16 protein-coding genes are annotated in these 16,175 nt (G+C 69.1%); 6 read left to right on the top strand and 10 right to left on the bottom strand.

Annotated elements, in window-relative coordinates:
* The first annotated feature begins 100 nt into the window (after nucleotides 1-100).
* Nucleotides 101-1,876: a sensor histidine kinase gene (locus ACIRGA_RS04055; protein ID WP_400936327.1), complete on the top strand. Its 1,776-nt coding sequence runs from the start codon at nucleotides 101-103 to the stop codon at nucleotides 1,874-1,876.
* Entirely contained in the window at nucleotides 1,816-2,472 is a 657-nt protein-coding gene (locus ACIRGA_RS04050; RefSeq protein ID WP_400936326.1) for a response regulator, read from the top strand. Before ACIRGA_RS04055 ends, ACIRGA_RS04050 begins: the two co-directional genes overlap by 61 nt.
* A 51-nt stretch (nucleotides 2,473-2,523) precedes the next feature.
* On the opposite strand, the gene ACIRGA_RS04045 is transcribed toward ACIRGA_RS04050, so the two are convergent.
* On the bottom strand, nucleotides 2,524-3,843 hold the full coding sequence (locus ACIRGA_RS04045; RefSeq protein WP_400936794.1) for an FAD-dependent oxidoreductase: 1,320 nt from the start codon (nucleotides 3,841-3,843) through the stop codon (nucleotides 2,524-2,526).
* A gap of 111 nt (nucleotides 3,844-3,954) precedes the next feature.
* Between ACIRGA_RS04045 and ACIRGA_RS04040 the strand changes: the two genes are divergently transcribed.
* Genes ACIRGA_RS04040 through ACIRGA_RS04025 form a run of 4 tightly spaced genes read left to right on the top strand, consistent with a single transcriptional unit; the run spans nucleotide 3,955 to nucleotide 6,576 of the window.
* Nucleotides 3,955-4,599, top strand: coding sequence for an aminodeoxychorismate/anthranilate synthase component II (locus ACIRGA_RS04040; protein WP_400936324.1), 645 nt, complete (start codon nucleotides 3,955-3,957; stop codon nucleotides 4,597-4,599).
* Nucleotides 4,596-5,402 (top strand): ATP-binding cassette domain-containing protein, encoded by an 807-nt coding sequence (locus ACIRGA_RS04035; RefSeq protein ID WP_400936322.1) that lies wholly within the window; start codon nucleotides 4,596-4,598, stop codon nucleotides 5,400-5,402. Before ACIRGA_RS04040 ends, ACIRGA_RS04035 begins: the two co-directional genes overlap by 4 nt.
* The gene (locus ACIRGA_RS04030) at nucleotides 5,390-6,034 is read left to right on the top strand and encodes a hypothetical protein (RefSeq protein WP_400936320.1); all 645 of its coding nucleotides are present in this window, start codon (nucleotides 5,390-5,392) and stop codon (nucleotides 6,032-6,034) included. Before ACIRGA_RS04035 ends, ACIRGA_RS04030 begins: the two co-directional genes overlap by 13 nt.
* On the top strand, nucleotides 6,034-6,576 hold the full coding sequence (locus ACIRGA_RS04025; RefSeq protein ID WP_400936318.1) for an AAA family ATPase: 543 nt from the start codon (nucleotides 6,034-6,036) through the stop codon (nucleotides 6,574-6,576). The genes ACIRGA_RS04030 and ACIRGA_RS04025 overlap by 1 nt, the downstream gene beginning before the upstream one ends.
* Here ACIRGA_RS04025 and ACIRGA_RS04020 read toward each other — a convergent pair.
* The 9 genes from ACIRGA_RS04020 to ACIRGA_RS03980 form a co-directional block, all read right to left on the bottom strand.
* Nucleotides 6,573-6,989 carry a type II toxin-antitoxin system VapC family toxin gene (locus tag ACIRGA_RS04020; protein WP_400936316.1) on the bottom strand — a complete coding sequence of 139 codons (417 nt, stop codon included), beginning with the start codon at nucleotides 6,987-6,989 and terminating at the stop codon, nucleotides 6,573-6,575. The two genes, ACIRGA_RS04025 and ACIRGA_RS04020, sit on opposite strands and share 4 nt — an antisense overlap.
* Nucleotides 6,986-7,258 (bottom strand): type II toxin-antitoxin system Phd/YefM family antitoxin, encoded by a 273-nt coding sequence (locus ACIRGA_RS04015; protein WP_400936315.1) that lies wholly within the window; start codon nucleotides 7,256-7,258, stop codon nucleotides 6,986-6,988. The genes ACIRGA_RS04020 and ACIRGA_RS04015 overlap by 4 nt, the downstream gene beginning before the upstream one ends.
* A gap of 97 nt (nucleotides 7,259-7,355) precedes the next feature.
* Entirely contained in the window at nucleotides 7,356-9,317 is a 1,962-nt protein-coding gene (gene pknB / locus ACIRGA_RS04010; RefSeq protein WP_400936314.1) for a Stk1 family PASTA domain-containing Ser/Thr kinase, read from the bottom strand.
* Nucleotides 9,314-10,609, bottom strand: coding sequence for a protein kinase (locus ACIRGA_RS04005; RefSeq protein WP_400936312.1), 1,296 nt, complete (start codon nucleotides 10,607-10,609; stop codon nucleotides 9,314-9,316). The genes pknB and ACIRGA_RS04005 overlap by 4 nt, the downstream gene beginning before the upstream one ends.
* 3 nt (nucleotides 10,610-10,612) lie before the next feature.
* Nucleotides 10,613-12,076 (bottom strand): peptidoglycan D,D-transpeptidase FtsI family protein, encoded by a 1,464-nt coding sequence (locus tag ACIRGA_RS04000; protein ID WP_400936310.1) that lies wholly within the window; start codon nucleotides 12,074-12,076, stop codon nucleotides 10,613-10,615.
* On the bottom strand, nucleotides 12,073-13,551 hold the full coding sequence (locus ACIRGA_RS03995; RefSeq protein ID WP_400936308.1) for an FtsW/RodA/SpoVE family cell cycle protein: 1,479 nt from the start codon (nucleotides 13,549-13,551) through the stop codon (nucleotides 12,073-12,075). The genes ACIRGA_RS04000 and ACIRGA_RS03995 overlap by 4 nt, the downstream gene beginning before the upstream one ends.
* Entirely contained in the window at nucleotides 13,551-14,948 is a 1,398-nt protein-coding gene (locus ACIRGA_RS03990; protein WP_400936307.1) for a PP2C family protein-serine/threonine phosphatase, read from the bottom strand. The genes ACIRGA_RS03995 and ACIRGA_RS03990 overlap by 1 nt, the downstream gene beginning before the upstream one ends.
* A complete protein-coding gene (locus ACIRGA_RS03985) occupies nucleotides 14,945-15,412 on the bottom strand; it encodes an FHA domain-containing protein (protein WP_007030429.1) in 468 nt (155 codons plus the stop codon). Before ACIRGA_RS03985 ends, ACIRGA_RS03990 begins: the two co-directional genes overlap by 4 nt.
* A gap of 160 nt (nucleotides 15,413-15,572) precedes the next feature.
* The coding region (locus ACIRGA_RS03980) for an FHA domain-containing protein (protein ID WP_400936305.1) at nucleotides 15,573-16,175 on the bottom strand (603 nt) is incomplete at its 5' end.

Genomic DNA, 16,175 nt, shown 5'->3' with positions numbered 1-16,175 from the left:
GAATGGCGCTGAACCCACACCTGGGGTGGGGCTGGACCCACCCTGATCGGGGGCTTGCGGTCACTGCGCCGGGCCGGGGCGGTGGGGAAGACTTCGTCGCATGATCCGCACCTACCTCACCTCAGTGCGCCGGGGCTTCGTGCTCGCGGGCTTGGCGCTGGTGAGCTGGCTGGACCTGCTGCTCGAACTGGTGGGTTTCTGCCTGCTCTGTGTCGGCCTGGTCTTCGCCTACACGCTGGCGCTCGAAGGAACGCGTCCGCGCGCCGCGCTCACCAGGCGGCTGGCCGGACGCTGGTGCGGGATCGAGGTCGAGCCGCCGTACCGGCCGGCGCCGCCGGAGCCGGAACGGGAGCGCGACGGCTGGTACCGCGAGGGGAACAGCCTGTTCAAGCGGTCGTGGTTCATCAAGTGGACCCAACGGTTCGAGTGGATCTCCGACGACCCGGCGACCGGCCGCGATCTCGGCTGGCAGCTGTGGAATCCGCTCGCGGGCATGCTGCTCGTGCCCGCGGTTCTGCTCGCCGGGCCGCGTGCCCTCCGGCGGTACGGGAAGTGGACGCGCTGGTGGCTCGGACCTCGTCCGGCCCGCGACCGGGACGGCTGGGTCAAGGGGAGGTTGAAGGCACTGGGGTTCCAGCTGGGGCTGTTCGCGCTTTCCGTCGCGCAGCTGGGGATGGCGATCCCGACGCTGCTCTCCCTGATCTGGCCGGCGCCGCTGTTCCCGGCGATGGTCGTCGCCGGTCGTTCGGTGACCGACACCCTGCGCCGCGAGGCCAAGAACTGGACCGGTGTGCGGATCGATCGCCCGTATCTGCCGGAGCCGTCGTTCCCGGTGCCGCGTGCGGACGGGATGTACCAGTACGGACGGCAGCTGTACGACACGCCGTGGTGGCCGGCGCGGCTGGCACGGCTGCGCTGGGCGATATCCGACCGGGCGACCTGGCGCGACCTGGCTGCCGCGGTGGTCAACTCCGTGGTGCTGCTGCTGATGGTGGTGCCGACGGCGGCGCTGGTGTTCTCCGGTCTCTGGGGCGTGGTCGCGCTCTGGATCCGGCGGCCGTTCGGGCAAGCGCTCGCGCTGACTCCTGTCGCCGCGGTGGCTTTCGTCGCCGGACTGGCTGCAGCGCCGTGGCTGGCCCGGCAGGGAGCGCGCTTCGCGAAGCTGCTTCTCGGACCGACAGAGGCTTCGCGGCTGGAGCAGCGCGTCGAGCGGCTGAAGCAGACGCGGACGGACGCTTCGGTCGCGCAGGCCGCCGAGCTGCGGCGTATCGAGCGTGACCTGCACGACGGGGTCCAGTCGCGGCTGGTCGCGATGGGCATGAAGCTAGGCGCGGTCGAAGCGCTGATCGACACCGATCCGGCCGCGGCGAAACGGCTGGCCGCCGAGCTGCGCCGGACGTCGTCCGAGACGCTGACGGAGTTGCGGCTGCTGGTGCGCGGGATTCACCCGCCGGTGTTGTCCGAGCGCGGCCTCGGTGACGCCGTGCGCGCGATGGCGCTCGACAGTCCGCTGCGGGCTTCGGTGAGCGGCCTGCTGCCTCGGTTGGAACAACCCGCCGAGGCGTGCGCGTACTTCGCGGTCAGCGAGCTGCTGGGCAACGCCGCGAAGCACGGCGGGGCACGGCGAGTGTCGATCGACCTGGGTTACGACGACGGTCTGTTGCGGATCGAGGTGACCGACGACGGGAAGGGCGGCGCGAACGCGGCCCGGGGGAGCGGGATTCGCGGGATCGAACGCAGGCTGGGCACCTTCGACGGTACTTTTGCTCTGACCAGCCCGCCCGGCGGGCCGACGAAGGCGATCATGGAGATCCCGTGCCAGCTCGACCCCGATGCGTCGTCGCCGAGGACCAGTACCTCCTCCGAGACGGTTTGACGCATTTGCTGACCGCGCACGGTTTCGACGTCGTCGAGGCGGTGGGCACCGGGCCGGAACTCGAGCGGGCGCTGCGCACGCACCGGCCGGACGTTTCGGTCGTCGACGTCCGCATGCCGCCGACGCTCACCGACGAAGGGCTCCAGGTCTCGCTCGCGGTGCGGCGTGACATCCCGGGCTTGCCGATTCTCGTTCTGTCCCAACATGTCGAGCAGCTCTACGCCCGGGAGCTGCTGGCCGACGGGGCCGGCGCGATCGGCTATCTGTTGAAGGACCGGGTCTTCAACGCGGACCAGTTCGTCGACGCGGTGCGGCGGGTGGCGGGTGGTGGGACCGCGATGGACCCCGAGGTGATCGCGAAACTGGTGGCGGGCAACGCTTCCGACCCGCTTTCCGCGCTGACCCCGCGCGAACGCGAGGTGCTCGGGCTGATGGCCGAAGGCTGTTCCAACGCCGCCATCGCCGGGCGGCTGCACTTCAGCGAGGGAGCGGTGGGGAAGCACACCGCGAACATCTTCGCGAAACTCGGCATCGTCGCCTCGGACGACACGAACCGCCGCGTTCTCGCGGTCCTCGCTTACCTAGGAACGCCGTGAAGGCCTCCTTGAGGGACCCAGAGTTTCTCAAGGAGGCCTTCACGGAACGGTTCAGGAGCGCGAGATGCGGGTCATCTCGTCGCGTTCCACGACCTTGACGCGTTCCCGGCCGTGCGGGACGCCGAGGGATTTCTCGTGGGCGTCGAGCTTGCCCCAGCCTTCCCAGGTGGTGAAGGGAACGCCGCGTTCGGTGAGGAAGCCGAGAATCGCGTCCGGGTCCTCGACGGCCGGGGCCGTGAGGTTGTCGGCGTCGGCCAGCAGGCTCGCGATGGTTTCGGCCGCGTCGCCCTTGGTGTGGCCGATGAGGCCGACCGGCCCGCGTTTGATCCAGCCGGTCACGTAGACGCCCGGCACCTGGTCCTCGTCGATGTCCAGCACCCGGCCCGCCGCGTTCGGCACGGTCCCGGTGGTGTGGTCGAACGGGATCTCCGGCAGATGCGACGACAGGTAGCCGACCGCGCGGTAGACGGCCTGAACGTCCCAGTCGTGGAACTCGCCGGTGCCGCGCACGTTGCCGTCACCGGTCAGTTCGGTGCGCTCGGTCCGCAGCCCGGTCACCTTGCCGTTTTCGCCGACGACCTCGCACGGCGAGTGCAGGAAGTGCAGGTGCAGCCGCTTCGGCCGGTCACCCTGGTCGCGGATCGCCCACTCCTGCAGCGTCTTCACGACCATGTCGATCTGCTTCGACGCCCGCAGCGCGGCGATGCTGCCCTCGTCGAACTCGATGTCCTCGGGGTAGACGATGACCTCGACATTCGGCGAGTGGTCCAGCTCGCGCAGCTCGAGCGGGGTGAACTTCGCCTGTGCCGGGCCGCGGCGGCCGAACACGTGCACATCGGTGACCGGGCTGGCCTTCAGGCCCTGGTAGACGTTGTCCGGGATGTCGGTGCTGAGCAGCTCGTCCGCGGTCTTCGCGAGGATCCGCGCCACGTCGAGCGCCACGTTCCCGACGCCGAGCACCGCGACCGAGGTCGCGTTCAGCGGCCAGGTGCGCGGTACGTCCGGGTGCCCGTCGTACCAGGAGACGAAGTCCGCGGCGCCGTAGCTGCCGTCGAGGTCGATCCCGGGGATGTCGAGCGCGCGGTCGGCCATGGCGCCGGTCGAGAAGATCACCGCGTCGTAGAACTGGCGCAGGTCGTCGAGCTTCAGGTCGGTCCCGTAGTCGACGTTGCCCAGCAGCCGGATGTTCGGCTTGTCGAGGACCTTGTGCAGGGCGGTGACGATGCCCTTGATCCGGGGGTGGTCGGGCGCGACGCCGTACCGGATCAGCCCGAACGGCGCCGGCATGCGCTCGAACAGGTCGATCGTCACGTCAGCGTCGGACTTGTCGAGGATGTCGGCGGCGTAGATGCCGGCCGGACCGGCACCCACGATGGCTACACGAAGAGAACGGCTCACTCCTACCACGGTAAGTTAGGCAGCCCTAACAATCATTGTGATCTGGCGTACGGTCCACCTGGTGGGAGCCGCTAAGCTGGCTTCATGCGCGTGCTCGTCGTCGACAACTACGACAGTTTTGTCTACAACCTGGTCCAGTATCTGGCCCAGCTCGGCGCCGACTGCACCGTCTGGCGTAACGACGTGGTGGAGCTCGACAGGCTCGGCGAGTTCGACGCGGTCCTCGTCTCTCCCGGCCCCGGAACCCCGGAACGCGCTGGTCAGAGCATGGACGTCGTCCGCGAATGCGCCGAGAAGCGCATCCCGATGCTCGGCGTCTGCCTCGGCCATCAGGCCCTCGGCGTGGTCTTCGGCGCCACCGTCGACCGCGCCCCGGAACTGCTGCACGGCAAGACCAGCCAAGTCCACCATTCGGGCGAAGGAGTCCTCGCCGGGCTCCCCGCGGAATTCACCGCGACGCGGTACCACTCGCTGACCGTTTTGCCGGAAACCATCGACGGCGCCGTGTTCGAGATCACAGGCCGCACCGAGTCCGGTGTCGTGATGGGGATGAGGCACCGCGAGCTGCCGCTCGAAGGCGTCCAGTTCCACCCCGAGTCCGTGCTCACCCAGGGCGGCCACCGGATGCTCGCGAACTGGATGGCCTCCGCCGGGCACCCGGTCCCCGACGCGACGGTCAACGAACTCGAACAGGCGACTCGCGCGCTGCAGAAGGCCGCTGCTGCGTGACCTCGCTGATCCGGCTCGAAGGAGTCGGTAAGCGCTACGGCCGCGGCGAACCCGTGCTCGCCGACGTCGACCTCGACATCCCGGCGGGCCGCGTGATCGGCGTCCTCGGCTCGAACGGCTCGGGGAAGTCGACGCTGCTCAGGATCCTCGCGGCGCTCACCCGTGAAACCTCGGGAACCGTCGCGGGCGGCCCGCGCGTCGGCTACGTGCCGGACCGCTTCCCGGCGGGGCAGCGGATGAGCGCCAGGGTGTACCTGCGGCATATGGCCCGCATCGACGGTCATGTCGACTTGTCGGCAATCGACCCGCTGCTGGACCGGTTGGCGCTGGTCGGCGGCCCGGACGCGCCCTTGCGGACCCTGTCGAAGGGCAACGCCCAGAAGGTCGGCCTCGCCCAGGCCGTCCTCGCCGAGCCGGACCTGCTGATCCTCGACGAGCCCTGGTCCGGTCTCGACGTCGAAGCCCACGCCGTGCTCGGCGAGCTCGTCGCCGAGACCAAGGAACGGGGCGCGAGCGTGGTCTTCACCGACCACCGCGCCTCCGTCGTGCACGCCCATGCCGACGACGTCTACCGGATCGACGGCGGCCTCCTGACCCGCGTCGAAACGAGAGCTGAAAACGCGACGAGGATCGTCCTCCACGGACCCGAAGGTGACTGGTCTTCGGAACCCGGCGTGAGCGAAGTCGTGGCCGAGGACGGGAAAGTCACCCTGACGGTCGAACCCGGGCACGCCGACGCGGTCCTGCTGCGGGCGCTCAACCGCGGCTTTTCGGTGCGGGAGGTGGCGCCGTGCTCGCCATGACCCGCTACTACCTCGCGCTGCTCGGCCATTCCCAGCGCTACCTGCCCGCGATCCTCGCCTATCTCGCGGTGAACACCGTGCTCTACACGGATCCGAAGTCGCCGCTGCTGCCGCAGTACGGGATCAGCGCGGGCTCGCTCCTGGTGGTCTCGTGCTGGCTGACCATCGCGATGCTCGACGTCGAAGACCCGGTCCAGCGACTGGTGACCTTCAGCCACGCACGACGACGGCGATCGGTGCTCGGCGGCGCCACGCTGGCCGTCTTCGGCTGCGCCGCGGTGCTGATCGTCGTGACGCTGGCCTGGTCGGGTCTCCGTTCCGGCGGCTTCCCGATCGGCACGCTCGCCCTCGGGGCCGCCGCGCACGCGCTGTGCGCGCTGTTCGGGATCGCGATCGGCCTGCCCTGTTCGCGGCTACTGATCCCGCGCGTCGGCTGGTCCGTGCTGGCGGCGATCTTCGCTCTCGCGGCCGTACTCCTGGTCAAGTGGCTGCCGCTGGCCAACCCGCTGCTGCGGGCCTTGACCTCGCAACAACCCCTGATCGGCCCGTTCGTGGTGGCCGTCGTGGCGGCGATCGCCGCCTTGCTGCTGAGCACCACGGCCGTCGCGTATCTGCTCCGGCGCAACGCCTGATGCCGCGGCTGATCGTGCTCAACGGCCCGCCCGCCTGCGGGAAATCGACGCTCGCCCGGCGGTACGCCGAAGATCACCCGTTGACGTTGAATCTCGACATCGACCGGATCCGCGGCCTCCTCGGCGCCTGGCGCGACCACCCCGCGCGAGCCGGAACGCTCGCCCGCGACCTCGCCGTGAGCGCCGCCCGCACTCATCTGCTCGCGGGCCACGACGTGATCGTCCCGCAGTTTCTCGGCCGCCCCGATCTCCTCGAACGCCTCGAAACGCTCGCCGGCGACACGGCCGCGGAGTTCCACGAGATCGTCCTTCTCGACACGAAGGACAACGTGCTCCGACGGTTCGCCGAGCGTACCCGCGCGGCCGTCGAGCCCGAACACGTCGAGGCTCACGAGATGCTGGGCGGCCCCGAGCGGCTGGCGGCGATGTACGACCGGCTGGTGGCACTCATCGCGACGCGACCGAAGGCGGTTGTGGTGCACACGAGCGCCGGGCGGATTCAGCAGGCATACCAAGGACTTCTAGACGGTCTGACGCCTTAAACGGTAGCCGACAGAGCCGGCAGGGCGATCACCTTGACGAGCGGTGCGAGGTCGGTGAAATCCGCGCCATTGCGGGTGACCAAAGGAATCCGATGGATGGCGGCGACCGCCGCGATGAGGAGATCCATTCGCCGCCCCCGTGGCTGCCTGCCGCCGTCGAGCACCATGGCGTACAGCTGGCCGTACATGCGAGCGGCCTCCGGCGTGAACGGGAGGCAGACCATCCGCGCTTCCACCCGTTGGAGGCGGACCAGCCGGGAGGCTCGGTCGCGGGGGCGGGCAGCACCGTGTACCCCGGCCGCCAGTTCGGCCAGAGTGATCGAGCTGATGGCCGCAGGTGCGTCGAGCGCGAGTTCCTCGGGACGAGGAAGGGCGATGACCGCCGAAGTATCGAGCAGAACCCCGTCGGTCACTGCTCCGGTTCTCCCGGGCCGCGATGCGGATCAGGGTCCGCCGCGCGATCGACATCCGCGAAGAACCGCTCAGGATCTTCCGGCGGAAGGTCACCGAGGAGCTCGAGCAGCTCGCCGAAGGGAACGAAGGTCGGCTTCTGGCTGTGCGGAACGATGTCCGCGACAGGCGTGCCGTTGCGGGTGAGAACGAAGCTGTCGCCTTCTTCGACGGCGCGCATGATGTTCGGTGTGTCGTTGCGCAGTTCGCGTTGAGTGATCCGCCGGACCATAGACCCCAGTGTAGCGCTTCGTAGCGACTTGACTCGCTCGACGTGAAGAGGGCCCCGCACGAAAACCGTGCGGGGCCCTCTTCACGTCAGCGATCGATCACGGAGGCGGGAAGAGCCGCGAGCTCGACGACGTCGGCGTCTCGTCGCCTTCGACGATGAACAGCGTGATCGGCGCGTTCTTCGCGACCTTCGCGCCGGCCTGCGGGTTGGTCTTGCTGACCTTGCCCGCCTGATCCCGGTCACCGTTCTTGTCGGCCTGCGTGTCCAGCTGACCGTTCCAGCCCAGCTGCTGCAGCTGCCGCGTCGCCTGCTCCTCGGTCATGCCCTTCAGGTTCGGCATGTCGAAGGTCTCCTGGTTGCCGTTCGACACCGACAGCTTGACCACACCGCCGACGGGCAGCTTGCCGCCGTTCGGGGTCTGGTCGATCACCGTGCCCTTGGGCTGGTCGGAGTCCACGTTGGTGACCTGCGGGGTGAAACCGGCCGCCTTCAATCCGGCTTCGGCCTCGGCCTGGGGCTTGCCCTTGTAGTTCGGGACCGTCTTCAGTTCCTTGGACTTGCCGACCGTGATGTCGACCTTCGAACCCTGGTCGACCTCGGCCTGCGAAGCCGGGTTCTGCGAGATGACCTTGCCGGCCTGGTTCGTGTCTTCGGTCTCTTCCTCGGTGGTCGCACCGAGCTTCAGACCGGCTTCGGTCAGCGCCGCCGTGGCCTCGGTGACGCTCTTGCCCTTGAGGTCCGGGGTCTTGACCTTGCCCGGCTTCGCGCCGACGGTCAGCGTGATCTTCTCCGAGGTCGGCGTCACCTGCCCCACGTTCGGGTTGATCGCGATGACCTTGTCGATGTCGTTCTCGTCGCAGGCGGGCATGCCGTTGACGGCTTCACCGGTGCAGGGCACCTTCTTGGTCGGCTCGAACGAGTTGAACCCGGCGCCCCGGAGCGTGTCCTTCGCCGAGGCCTCGCTCTGGTTGAGCACGCTCGGGATCGCCTTGCTCTCCGCGCCGGTGCTGTTGAAGGCGTTCGACAGCCACATGATCAGCAGCACCACGGCGGCCAGCGAGACCACGAGACCGGCGATGAGCCAGGCCCGGCGCTTCTTCTTCGCGGCCGGGTCCTCTTCTTCGTCCTCGTACTGGTCGTAGCGTTGCGGCGCCCGGCGGTCGGAATCCATGACCTGGGTGCGCTCGTCCTCCGACATCACCATCGGCGCGGCCGGACGCTGACCGGACAGCGTGCGGACCAGGTCCGAACGCATTTCGGCCGACGACTGGTAGCGGTTCGCGGGGCCCTTGGCGAGCGCCTTGAGCACGACGGCGTCGAGCTCGGGCGCCACGGCCGGGTTCACCGACGACGGCGGGTTCGGGTCTTCCCGGACGTGCTGGTACGCCACCGCCACGGGCGAGTCGCCGGTGAAGGGCGGCTCGCCGGTGATGAGTTCGTACAGCACACAGCCGGCGGCGTAGACGTCGGAACGCGCGTCGACGGACTCACCGCGGGCCTGCTCCGGCGAGAGGTACTGCGCCGTGCCGATCACCGCGGCGGTCTGCGTCATCGCGGACTGCCCGTCGTGCATGGCGCGCGCGATGCCGAAGTCCATCACCTTGACGGCGCCGTTCTTCGTGATCATCACGTTCGCCGGTTTGACGTCGCGGTGCACGATGCCGTGCCGGTGCGAGAAGTCCAGTGCCGCGCAGACGTCGGCCATGACCTCCATGGCCCGTTTCTGCGACATCGGGCCTTCGGTCTTCACGATGTCGCGCAGAGTCCGTCCTTCGACGTACTCCATCACGATGTAGGGCAGCGGGCCGAACTCGGTGTTCGTCTCGCCGGTGTCGTAGACGGCGACGATCGCCGGGTGGTTGAGTGCCGCCGCGTTCTGTGCCTCGCGACGGAAACGTTCTTGGAACTGGGGATCCCGCGCCAGGTCGGCACGCAGGATCTTGATCGCCACCTCCCGGCCCAGGCGCACGTCGTGGCCGTGGTGGACCTCGGACATGCCTCCGTAGCCGAGCGTCTCGCCCAGCTCGTAGCGGTTGCTGAGCAGTCTTGGTGTGCTCATCTCTGCGTGCCGTTCCATTCCGTCCAAGGTTTGCTGCTCATCATTCCTGGATTCGCCTGTCCGGCCGGCTCCTCGGTGCCGCCCTCCGTCGGAACCGCGGGGTACGCGGATGTCGGCGGAGGACCTTCGGACTTCTTACCCGGAGCCGGTGCGTGTTCACTCGTCTCCACGCCGCCCGACTGCGGTCCGTTGCCCGAACCGACCAGTCTCACGATGAGGAAGGCTCCTGCCACCAGTACTGCGATCAGGATCACCGCGAGCAGCACCCACCAGCCCCATTGTGGCCGTCTGCCGGGCAGCCGGTTGACCGCCATCGGCGGCGGGCCGGTGACCGGGTGCATCGCCGGATGCGACGCCGGTCCCACCGCCGCCATCGGGTTCGGCGGGGAATGCGGGCCGGGCTGCAGCACGGGCTGACCCGCCGAGTAGGCCACGTTGACCAGCCCGGACGGCGTCGGCAGGGGCAGACCGGCGCGGACCGCGGCGACGGCGGCCGCGAACTCGCCGCCGCTGTTGTACCGCTGTCTCGGATCCTTGATCAGGGTCGCTTCGATCACCGCGCGGGCACCCGGCGGCACGTCCGGCGGCAGGGGCGGCGGGAGGTCGCGGATGTGCATCATCGCGACCGTCACCGCGTTCTCCGAAAGGAACGGCCGGTGCCCGGTGAGGCATTCGTAGCCGCACACGGCCAGCGAGTAGACGTCGCTCGCCGGTTCGGCGTTGTGCCCGAGCGCCTGCTCGGGGGCGATGTAGTGGGCGGTGCCCATGACCATGCCGGACCTGGTCACCGGGGCGGCGTCGGCGGCCTTCGCGACACCGAAGTCGGTGATCTTCACCTGCCCGGCGGGGGTGACCATGATGTTGCCCGGTTTGACGTCTCGGTGCACGAGACCCGTTTCGTGCGCGGCCTGCAGCGCGTTACCGGCCTGTTCGAGAATGTCCAAAGTGCGCTCGGCGTTCAGCCGTCCTTCGCGGGTGATGATCGCGGCCAGCGGATCGCCTTCGACCAGTTCCATCACCAGATACGCGATCGACAGCTCGTCCGCGACCGTCTCGCCGTAGTCGTGCACCGCGGCGATGCCGGGGTGGTTCAGCGACGCGGTCATCCGCGCCTCGGTCCGGAACCGGTGCAGGAACTCCGCGTCGCCCGACAGCTCCGCCTTGAGGATCTTGACCGCGACCGTCCGGTCCAGCCGCGTGTCACTGGCCTGCCAGACCTCGCCCATCCCGCCGACGGCGATCCGGTTCGTCAGCTTGTACCGCTCGGCCAGCAGCTGACCCGAGGACAGCATCCGCTATCCACCCCCGAGCATGGCGTTGACGGCGGCGCGGCCGATCTCCGCGGCCACGGTGCCACCGGTCGCTTCGAGCCCGCGGTTACCCCCGGACTCGACGATCACCGAGACGGCGATCTTCGGGTCCATCGCCGGCGCGAACCCGGTGTACCAGGCGTGCGGCGGGGTGTTCTTCGGGTCGTTGCCGTGCTCGGCGGTGCCGGTCTTGGAGGCGATCTGGATGTCGCCTCGTTTGCCCGCGCCCTTCGTGTTCTCCTCCGACGCCAGCATCATGTCGCGCAGGATCGCGGCGTTCGCGCTGGACATCGCGGCGTCGCCGGTCAGTTCGGTCGGGGTGTAGTCCTCGATGGTCGACAGGTTCGGCGCCAGCAGCGACTGCACCAGCTGCGGTTTCATCGCCATCCCGTTGTTGGCGATGGTCGCCGAAAGCAGGGCGTCCTGGATCGGGGTCAGGCGCACGTCGCGCTGCCCGATGGCGCTCTGGAACAGGGCCGCCTGCGATTCGAGGGGCCCGAGGGAGGACGCGGCGACCCGCATCGGCACGGCCAGGTCCTCGCCGACACCGAAGTTCTTCGCCGTCGCGTTCAGCTTGTCCTTGCCGAGCTGGCCCGCGAGTTCGGCGAACGGCACGTTGCACGAATACCGCAGCGCTTCCTTCAGTGTGCTGCCCTTGCAAGGCGCGCCGCCGTAGTTCTCCAGCGTCGTCTGCGTGCCGGGGAGCTTGACGTTGGGCGCGGTGTTGACCGGCATGTCCGCCGTCTTGCCGTCCTCGAGCGCGGCCGCGGTCACCAGCAGCTTGGCCGTCGAACCCGGTGGGTAGGTCTCCGAGATCGCGCGGTTCAGCATCGGCTTCTTCGGATCGTCGCGCCACTGGCCCCACGCCGCGATCTGCTCCTTGCCGACGTGCGAGGCGAGCTTGTTCGGGTCGTACGACGGCGTCGAGACCATGGCCAGGATGCGCCCGGTCTTCGGCTCGATCGCGACCACCGAGCCGGTGTAGCCCTTCTGCGTCATCAGGTCGTACGCGGCCTTCTGCACGGCCGGGTTGATCGTCAGCCGCACGTTCCCGCCGCGCGGGTCGCGGCCGGTGACCATGTCCGACAGGCGCCGCACGAACAGGCGCGGGTCGGAACCGTTGAGCACGTCGTCCTCGGACCGCTCCAGGCCGCCCGAGCCGTAGTTGATCGAGTAGTAGCCGGTGACCGGCGCGTACATCGGGCCGTCGGCGTAGGTCCGGATGAACTTGTACTTGTCGTTCGACGGGTCGACCTTCGCGAGCGCGGCGCCGTCGGGCGTCACGATCAGCCCGCGCTGACGCGAGAACTCGTCGTAGAGCACCCGTAGGTTGCGCGAATCCGTGCGGTAGTCGTCCGCCTTGACCACCTGGATGTAGGTGGCGTTGGCCAGGAGGAGCACCACCATGACGAGCATGGCGACACCGACCTTGCGGAGCGGGGTGTTCACGAAGCGCTCCCCTCACCGTTCACGGACGGCCGCTGGACCATCACCGTGTGCGCTTCGGCGAGCGGCGCCTGCGGCTGCTGCGGCTTCGGCCGCACCGCGGGTTTGCGGGCGGCGTCGGAGATTCGGAGCAGGAGGGCCACCAGGATGTAGTTCGCGAGCAGTGAAGAACCACCGCGGGAGAGGAACGGGGCGGTGATCCCGGTGTTCGGGATCAGGTTCGTGACGCCGCCGACGACGACGAAGATCTGCATGACCAGGGCGAACGACAGGCCGCCGCCGAGGAGTTTGCCGAACGTGTCGCGGACCGCGAGGGCGCTGCGCATCCCGCGCATCGCCAGGATCAGGTACAGCATCAGCATCGCGGCGAGGCCGATGAAGCCCAGTTCCTCGCCGATCGCGGTGGTGATGAAGTCCGTCTTGGCCTCGGGGACCATGTCCGGCCGCCCGGCGCCGAGGCCGGTGCCGCCGACCCCGCCGGTGCCGAGCCCGAACAGACCCTGCGCGACCTGGTAGCCGCCGCCCGCGTCGTCGTAGGTGGCGAGCGGGTCGATCCAGTTGCGGACGCGCTGCTGGACGTGCGTGAACAGGTTGTAGGCGATGATCGCGCCGGCGGCGAAGAAGCCGACGCCCAGCACCACCCAGATGACCCGTTCGGTCGCGACGTACAGCATCACCAGCGTGACACCGAAGAACAGCAGCGACGTCCCGAGATCCTTCTCGAACACCAGCACGCCGAGGCAGGCGGCCGCCGCGATCAGGATCGGGCCGAGGTCACGGGCACGCGGCAGCTCGACGCCGACGATCTTCTTGCCCGCGACCATGAACAGGTCCCGTTTCGTCACCAGGAACGAGGCGAAGAAGATCATCAGCAGGATCTTCGCGAACTCGCCCGGCTGGATCGAGAAGAACGGCAGCTTGATCCAGACCTTCGCGCCGTTGACCTCGGACAGGCTCGACGGCAGCACCGCGGGCAGCGCGAGCGCCACGATGCCGACCAGGCCGCAGGTGTAGCCGTAGCGGGTCAGCGTGCGGTGATCGCTGATCACCACGAGCACCACCACGAACAGCACCAGCGAGATCGCCGTGAACAGCACCTGCTTGGTGACGTCCGGCGTGTACTCCTTGCCCTGCTGGACCGCGCGTTCCGCGAGCGCCAGGTCGATCCGGTGGATCATCACCAGGCCGAGCCCGTTCAGGAGCGCGACGCACGGCAGGATCACCGGGTCCGCGTACGGCGCCCAGCGGCGGACGGCCAGATGCGCGGCGGTCAGCACGCCGAGGTACGACAGCCCCAGCCAGATGATCGAGCTGGTGAGCTCCTGCTCCTGGTTCGCCTCCACCAGCACGAGCGCGACGGTGACGATGAACGTCGCGAACGCCAGGAGGACGAGTTCCGTCCCGCGCCGCTTGGGCAGCTCGCGCGGAGGGTTCGTGGCGAACTGGGCCGAAGCCGGATCGGCGAGCGGCGTGCTCATCAGTTACCGCCCCCTGGTGCTGCCGTGGCCGGCGTCGAGCAGTCCCTCCCCGCAGGCTGGTTCGCCGAACTCGGCGAGGCGGGGGTAGAAGGGACTGCCGCCGACGACGACACCGGAGGCGGCGACGACGCGGAAGGCGGCGTGGAAGTCGAGCTCGTGTTCGGCTTGCAGTCGGCCAGCTGCTTGTGCGGGCGCAGGAAGTCGTCGATGTACTTGCGGGCGTCGTCGAGGTTGTCCTTCTTGACGCCGTTCTTCACCGCGATCCGCGCGTCCTCCTGCAGTGCGGGCACCAGCAGCTTGTCGGTGCACAGCCCGCCCGGCGGGCACGAGCCCTGCTCGTAGGCGTGCAGGTCGATGCCGAGGATGCTGCCGGGGACGCCGCGATAGATCACGACCTCCTCGCCGGGACCCTCGCCGACGTAGTACTGGCTCAGCACGAAATACCGCGTGGCGATCGCCGCCGCGGCCAGCACGATCAGGACGACCACCGCTCCCGCCAGCCAGCGAAATCGCCTCCGGCGCTTGACCTTGGGGTCCTCCTGTTGGGGCTGGACCTCGGGCCGCGGCTGCGGCGCGGGCTGGGTCAGCGCACGGGCGCGGGCGGCGGGGGAGTCGCCCTGGTGGAACTCGTCGCTGCCGTCCCCGGCGGCGCCGCCCACGATGGGCGCGTCCTCACCGAAGTCGACGTCGACGACGTCGGCGATGATCACCGTGACGTTGTCCGTGCCGCCGCCCTTGAGCGCCAGCTCGATCATCCGGTCCGCGCAGGCCTGCGGATCCGGGATCTGGATCGCCTCGGACAGCGTCTCGTCGCTGACCATGCCGGACAGGCCGTCCGAGCAGATCAGGTACCGGTCGCCGGCGCGGGCTTCGCGCACGGTGAGACTCGGCTCGACCTCGTGGCCGGTGAGCGCCTTCAGCAGCAGCGACCGCTGCGGGTGCACCGCGGCCTCTTCCGGCGTGATCCGGCCCTGTTCGAGAAGTTCGTTGACGAAGCTGTCGTCCCGCGTGATCTGCGAGAACTGACCGCCGCGCATCAGATACGCCCGCGAGTCGCCGACATGCACGACACCCATCCGCGAACCGGCGAACAGCACGGCGGTCAGGGTCGTGCCCATCCCGTCGAGGTCCGGGTCCTGCTGGACGAGCTCGGCGATGGCGGCGTTGCCGTTCTGGACGGCCTCACGCAGCTGAGCGAGAAGATCGTCGCTGGGATCGTCGTCGTCGAGGGGCGCGAGGGAGGCGATGACGACCTTGCTGGCCACCTCACCCGCGGCGTGACCGCCCATGCCGTCGGCGAGGGCGAGCAGGCGGGGTCCTGCGTACACGGAGTCCTGGTTGCTGGAACGCACCAGGCCCCGGTCGCTGCGTGCCGCGTAGCGGAGGACGAGAGTCATGGGCGAAGCTCGATCACCGTTTTGCCGATCCGGATGGGGACTCCGAGCGGGACCCGGAGGGGTGCCGTGACCTTAGCCCGGTCGAGGTACGTCCCGTTCGTCGAACCCAGATCTTCCACGTACCAATCCTCCCCGCGCAGGGCGATCCGGGCGTGCCGGGTCGACGCGTAGTCGTCGTCCAGCACCAGAGTCGAGTCGTCGGCGCGGCCGATCAGGATCGGCCTGCCGTCCAAGGCGATCCTGGTTCCCGCCAGCGCACCATGGGTCACGAGCAGCTGCTGCGGCGACTTCCCGCCGCGCGGCTTCTTGTTTTCCTTCTTCTTGCGACCGAACGTCGGGACGGCCACTCGCAGCCCGGAGGCCGCGTACAGATCCGAACGGACGACACGCAACGCGGCGAACACGAAGAGCCAGAGCAGCACGAGAAAGCCCACCCTGGTGAGTTGAACGACCAGCTCTGGCACTTGTTGTGTCCGCTCCCGTTTCTCCTGTACGCCGCGGAGAGCCCGTGCCGTCCGGGATGGTCGGCTCCGAACGGCCTTGCTCTCCGCGTACGACCCGAGGTGCCGATCCACCACAGGTCCCGCACCGCAATTCTGCGATACCCCCTCCGGACGCCGCCGGTCAGCCCTGCGTACGGAACACGAGAGACGAGTGGCCCACGCGGATCACGTCGCCGTCGGCCAGCTGCCAGGTCTGCACCGGGGTGCCGTTGACGGTCGTGCCGTTCGTCGAACCGATGTCCGCGAGCGTCGCGCTCTGGCCGTCCCAGGTGATCTCCAGATGACGGCGCGAGACACCGGTGTCCGGGAGCCGGAAGTCGGCGTCCTGGCCGCGGCCCACGACGTTCCCGCCCTGCTTCAGCGAGTACGAGCGGTTCGAACCGTCGTCCAGCTGGAGGCTCGCGGTGAGCTGACGGGCCGCCGCCGGCTGGCCGCCGTAGCCGCCGCCCTGCGCGTACGGGTCCGCGGCGGGCTGGCCGTACTGCTGCTGGCCGCCGCCGTACTGGTCGTAGCCGGGCTGTTGCTGCTGGCCGCCGTACTGGTCGTACCCGGGCTGCTGGGCGCCGCCGCCGTAGCCCTGGTCGTATCCGGGCTGCTGCTGGCCGCCGTACTGGTCATAGCCGGGCTGTTGCGCGCCGCCGCCGTAGCCCTGGTCGTATCCGGGCTGCTGCTGGCCGCCGTACTGGTCGTACCCGGGCTGCTGCGCGCCGCCGTAGCCCTGGTC

Origin of the sequence: Amycolatopsis sp. NPDC102389 (genome assembly GCF_044765885.1) — a bacterium.
In the GTDB taxonomy this organism is placed as follows: Bacteria; Actinomycetota; Actinomycetes; order Mycobacteriales; family Pseudonocardiaceae; genus Amycolatopsis.
The sequence above is the reverse complement of the archived record's forward strand: the minus strand, read 5'-3'. Positions and strand labels throughout refer to the sequence as shown.

Bases quoted from the DNA above. Each gene is read 5' to 3' on its own strand.
- ACIRGA_RS04055 (WP_400936327.1), top strand. From the start codon at position 101: ATGATCCGCACCTACCTCACCTCAGTGCGCCGGGGCTTCGTGCTCGCG.
- ACIRGA_RS04040 (WP_400936324.1), top strand. From the start codon at position 3,955: ATGCGCGTGCTCGTCGTCGACAACTACGACAGTTTTGTCTACAACCTG.
- ACIRGA_RS04025 (WP_400936318.1), top strand. From the start codon at position 6,034: ATGCCGCGGCTGATCGTGCTCAACGGCCCGCCCGCCTGCGGGAAATCG.
- ACIRGA_RS04015 (WP_400936315.1), bottom strand. From the start codon at position 7,258: ATGGTCCGGCGGATCACTCAACGCGAACTGCGCAACGACACACCGAAC.
- pknB (WP_400936314.1), bottom strand. From the start codon at position 9,317: ATGAGCACACCAAGACTGCTCAGCAACCGCTACGAGCTGGGCGAGACG.
- ACIRGA_RS04005 (WP_400936312.1), bottom strand. From the start codon at position 10,609: ATGCTGTCCTCGGGTCAGCTGCTGGCCGAGCGGTACAAGCTGACGAAC.
- ACIRGA_RS03995 (WP_400936308.1), bottom strand. From the start codon at position 13,551: ATGAGCACGCCGCTCGCCGATCCGGCTTCGGCCCAGTTCGCCACGAAC.
- ACIRGA_RS03990 (WP_400936307.1), bottom strand. From the start codon at position 14,948: ATGACTCTCGTCCTCCGCTACGCGGCACGCAGCGACCGGGGCCTGGTG.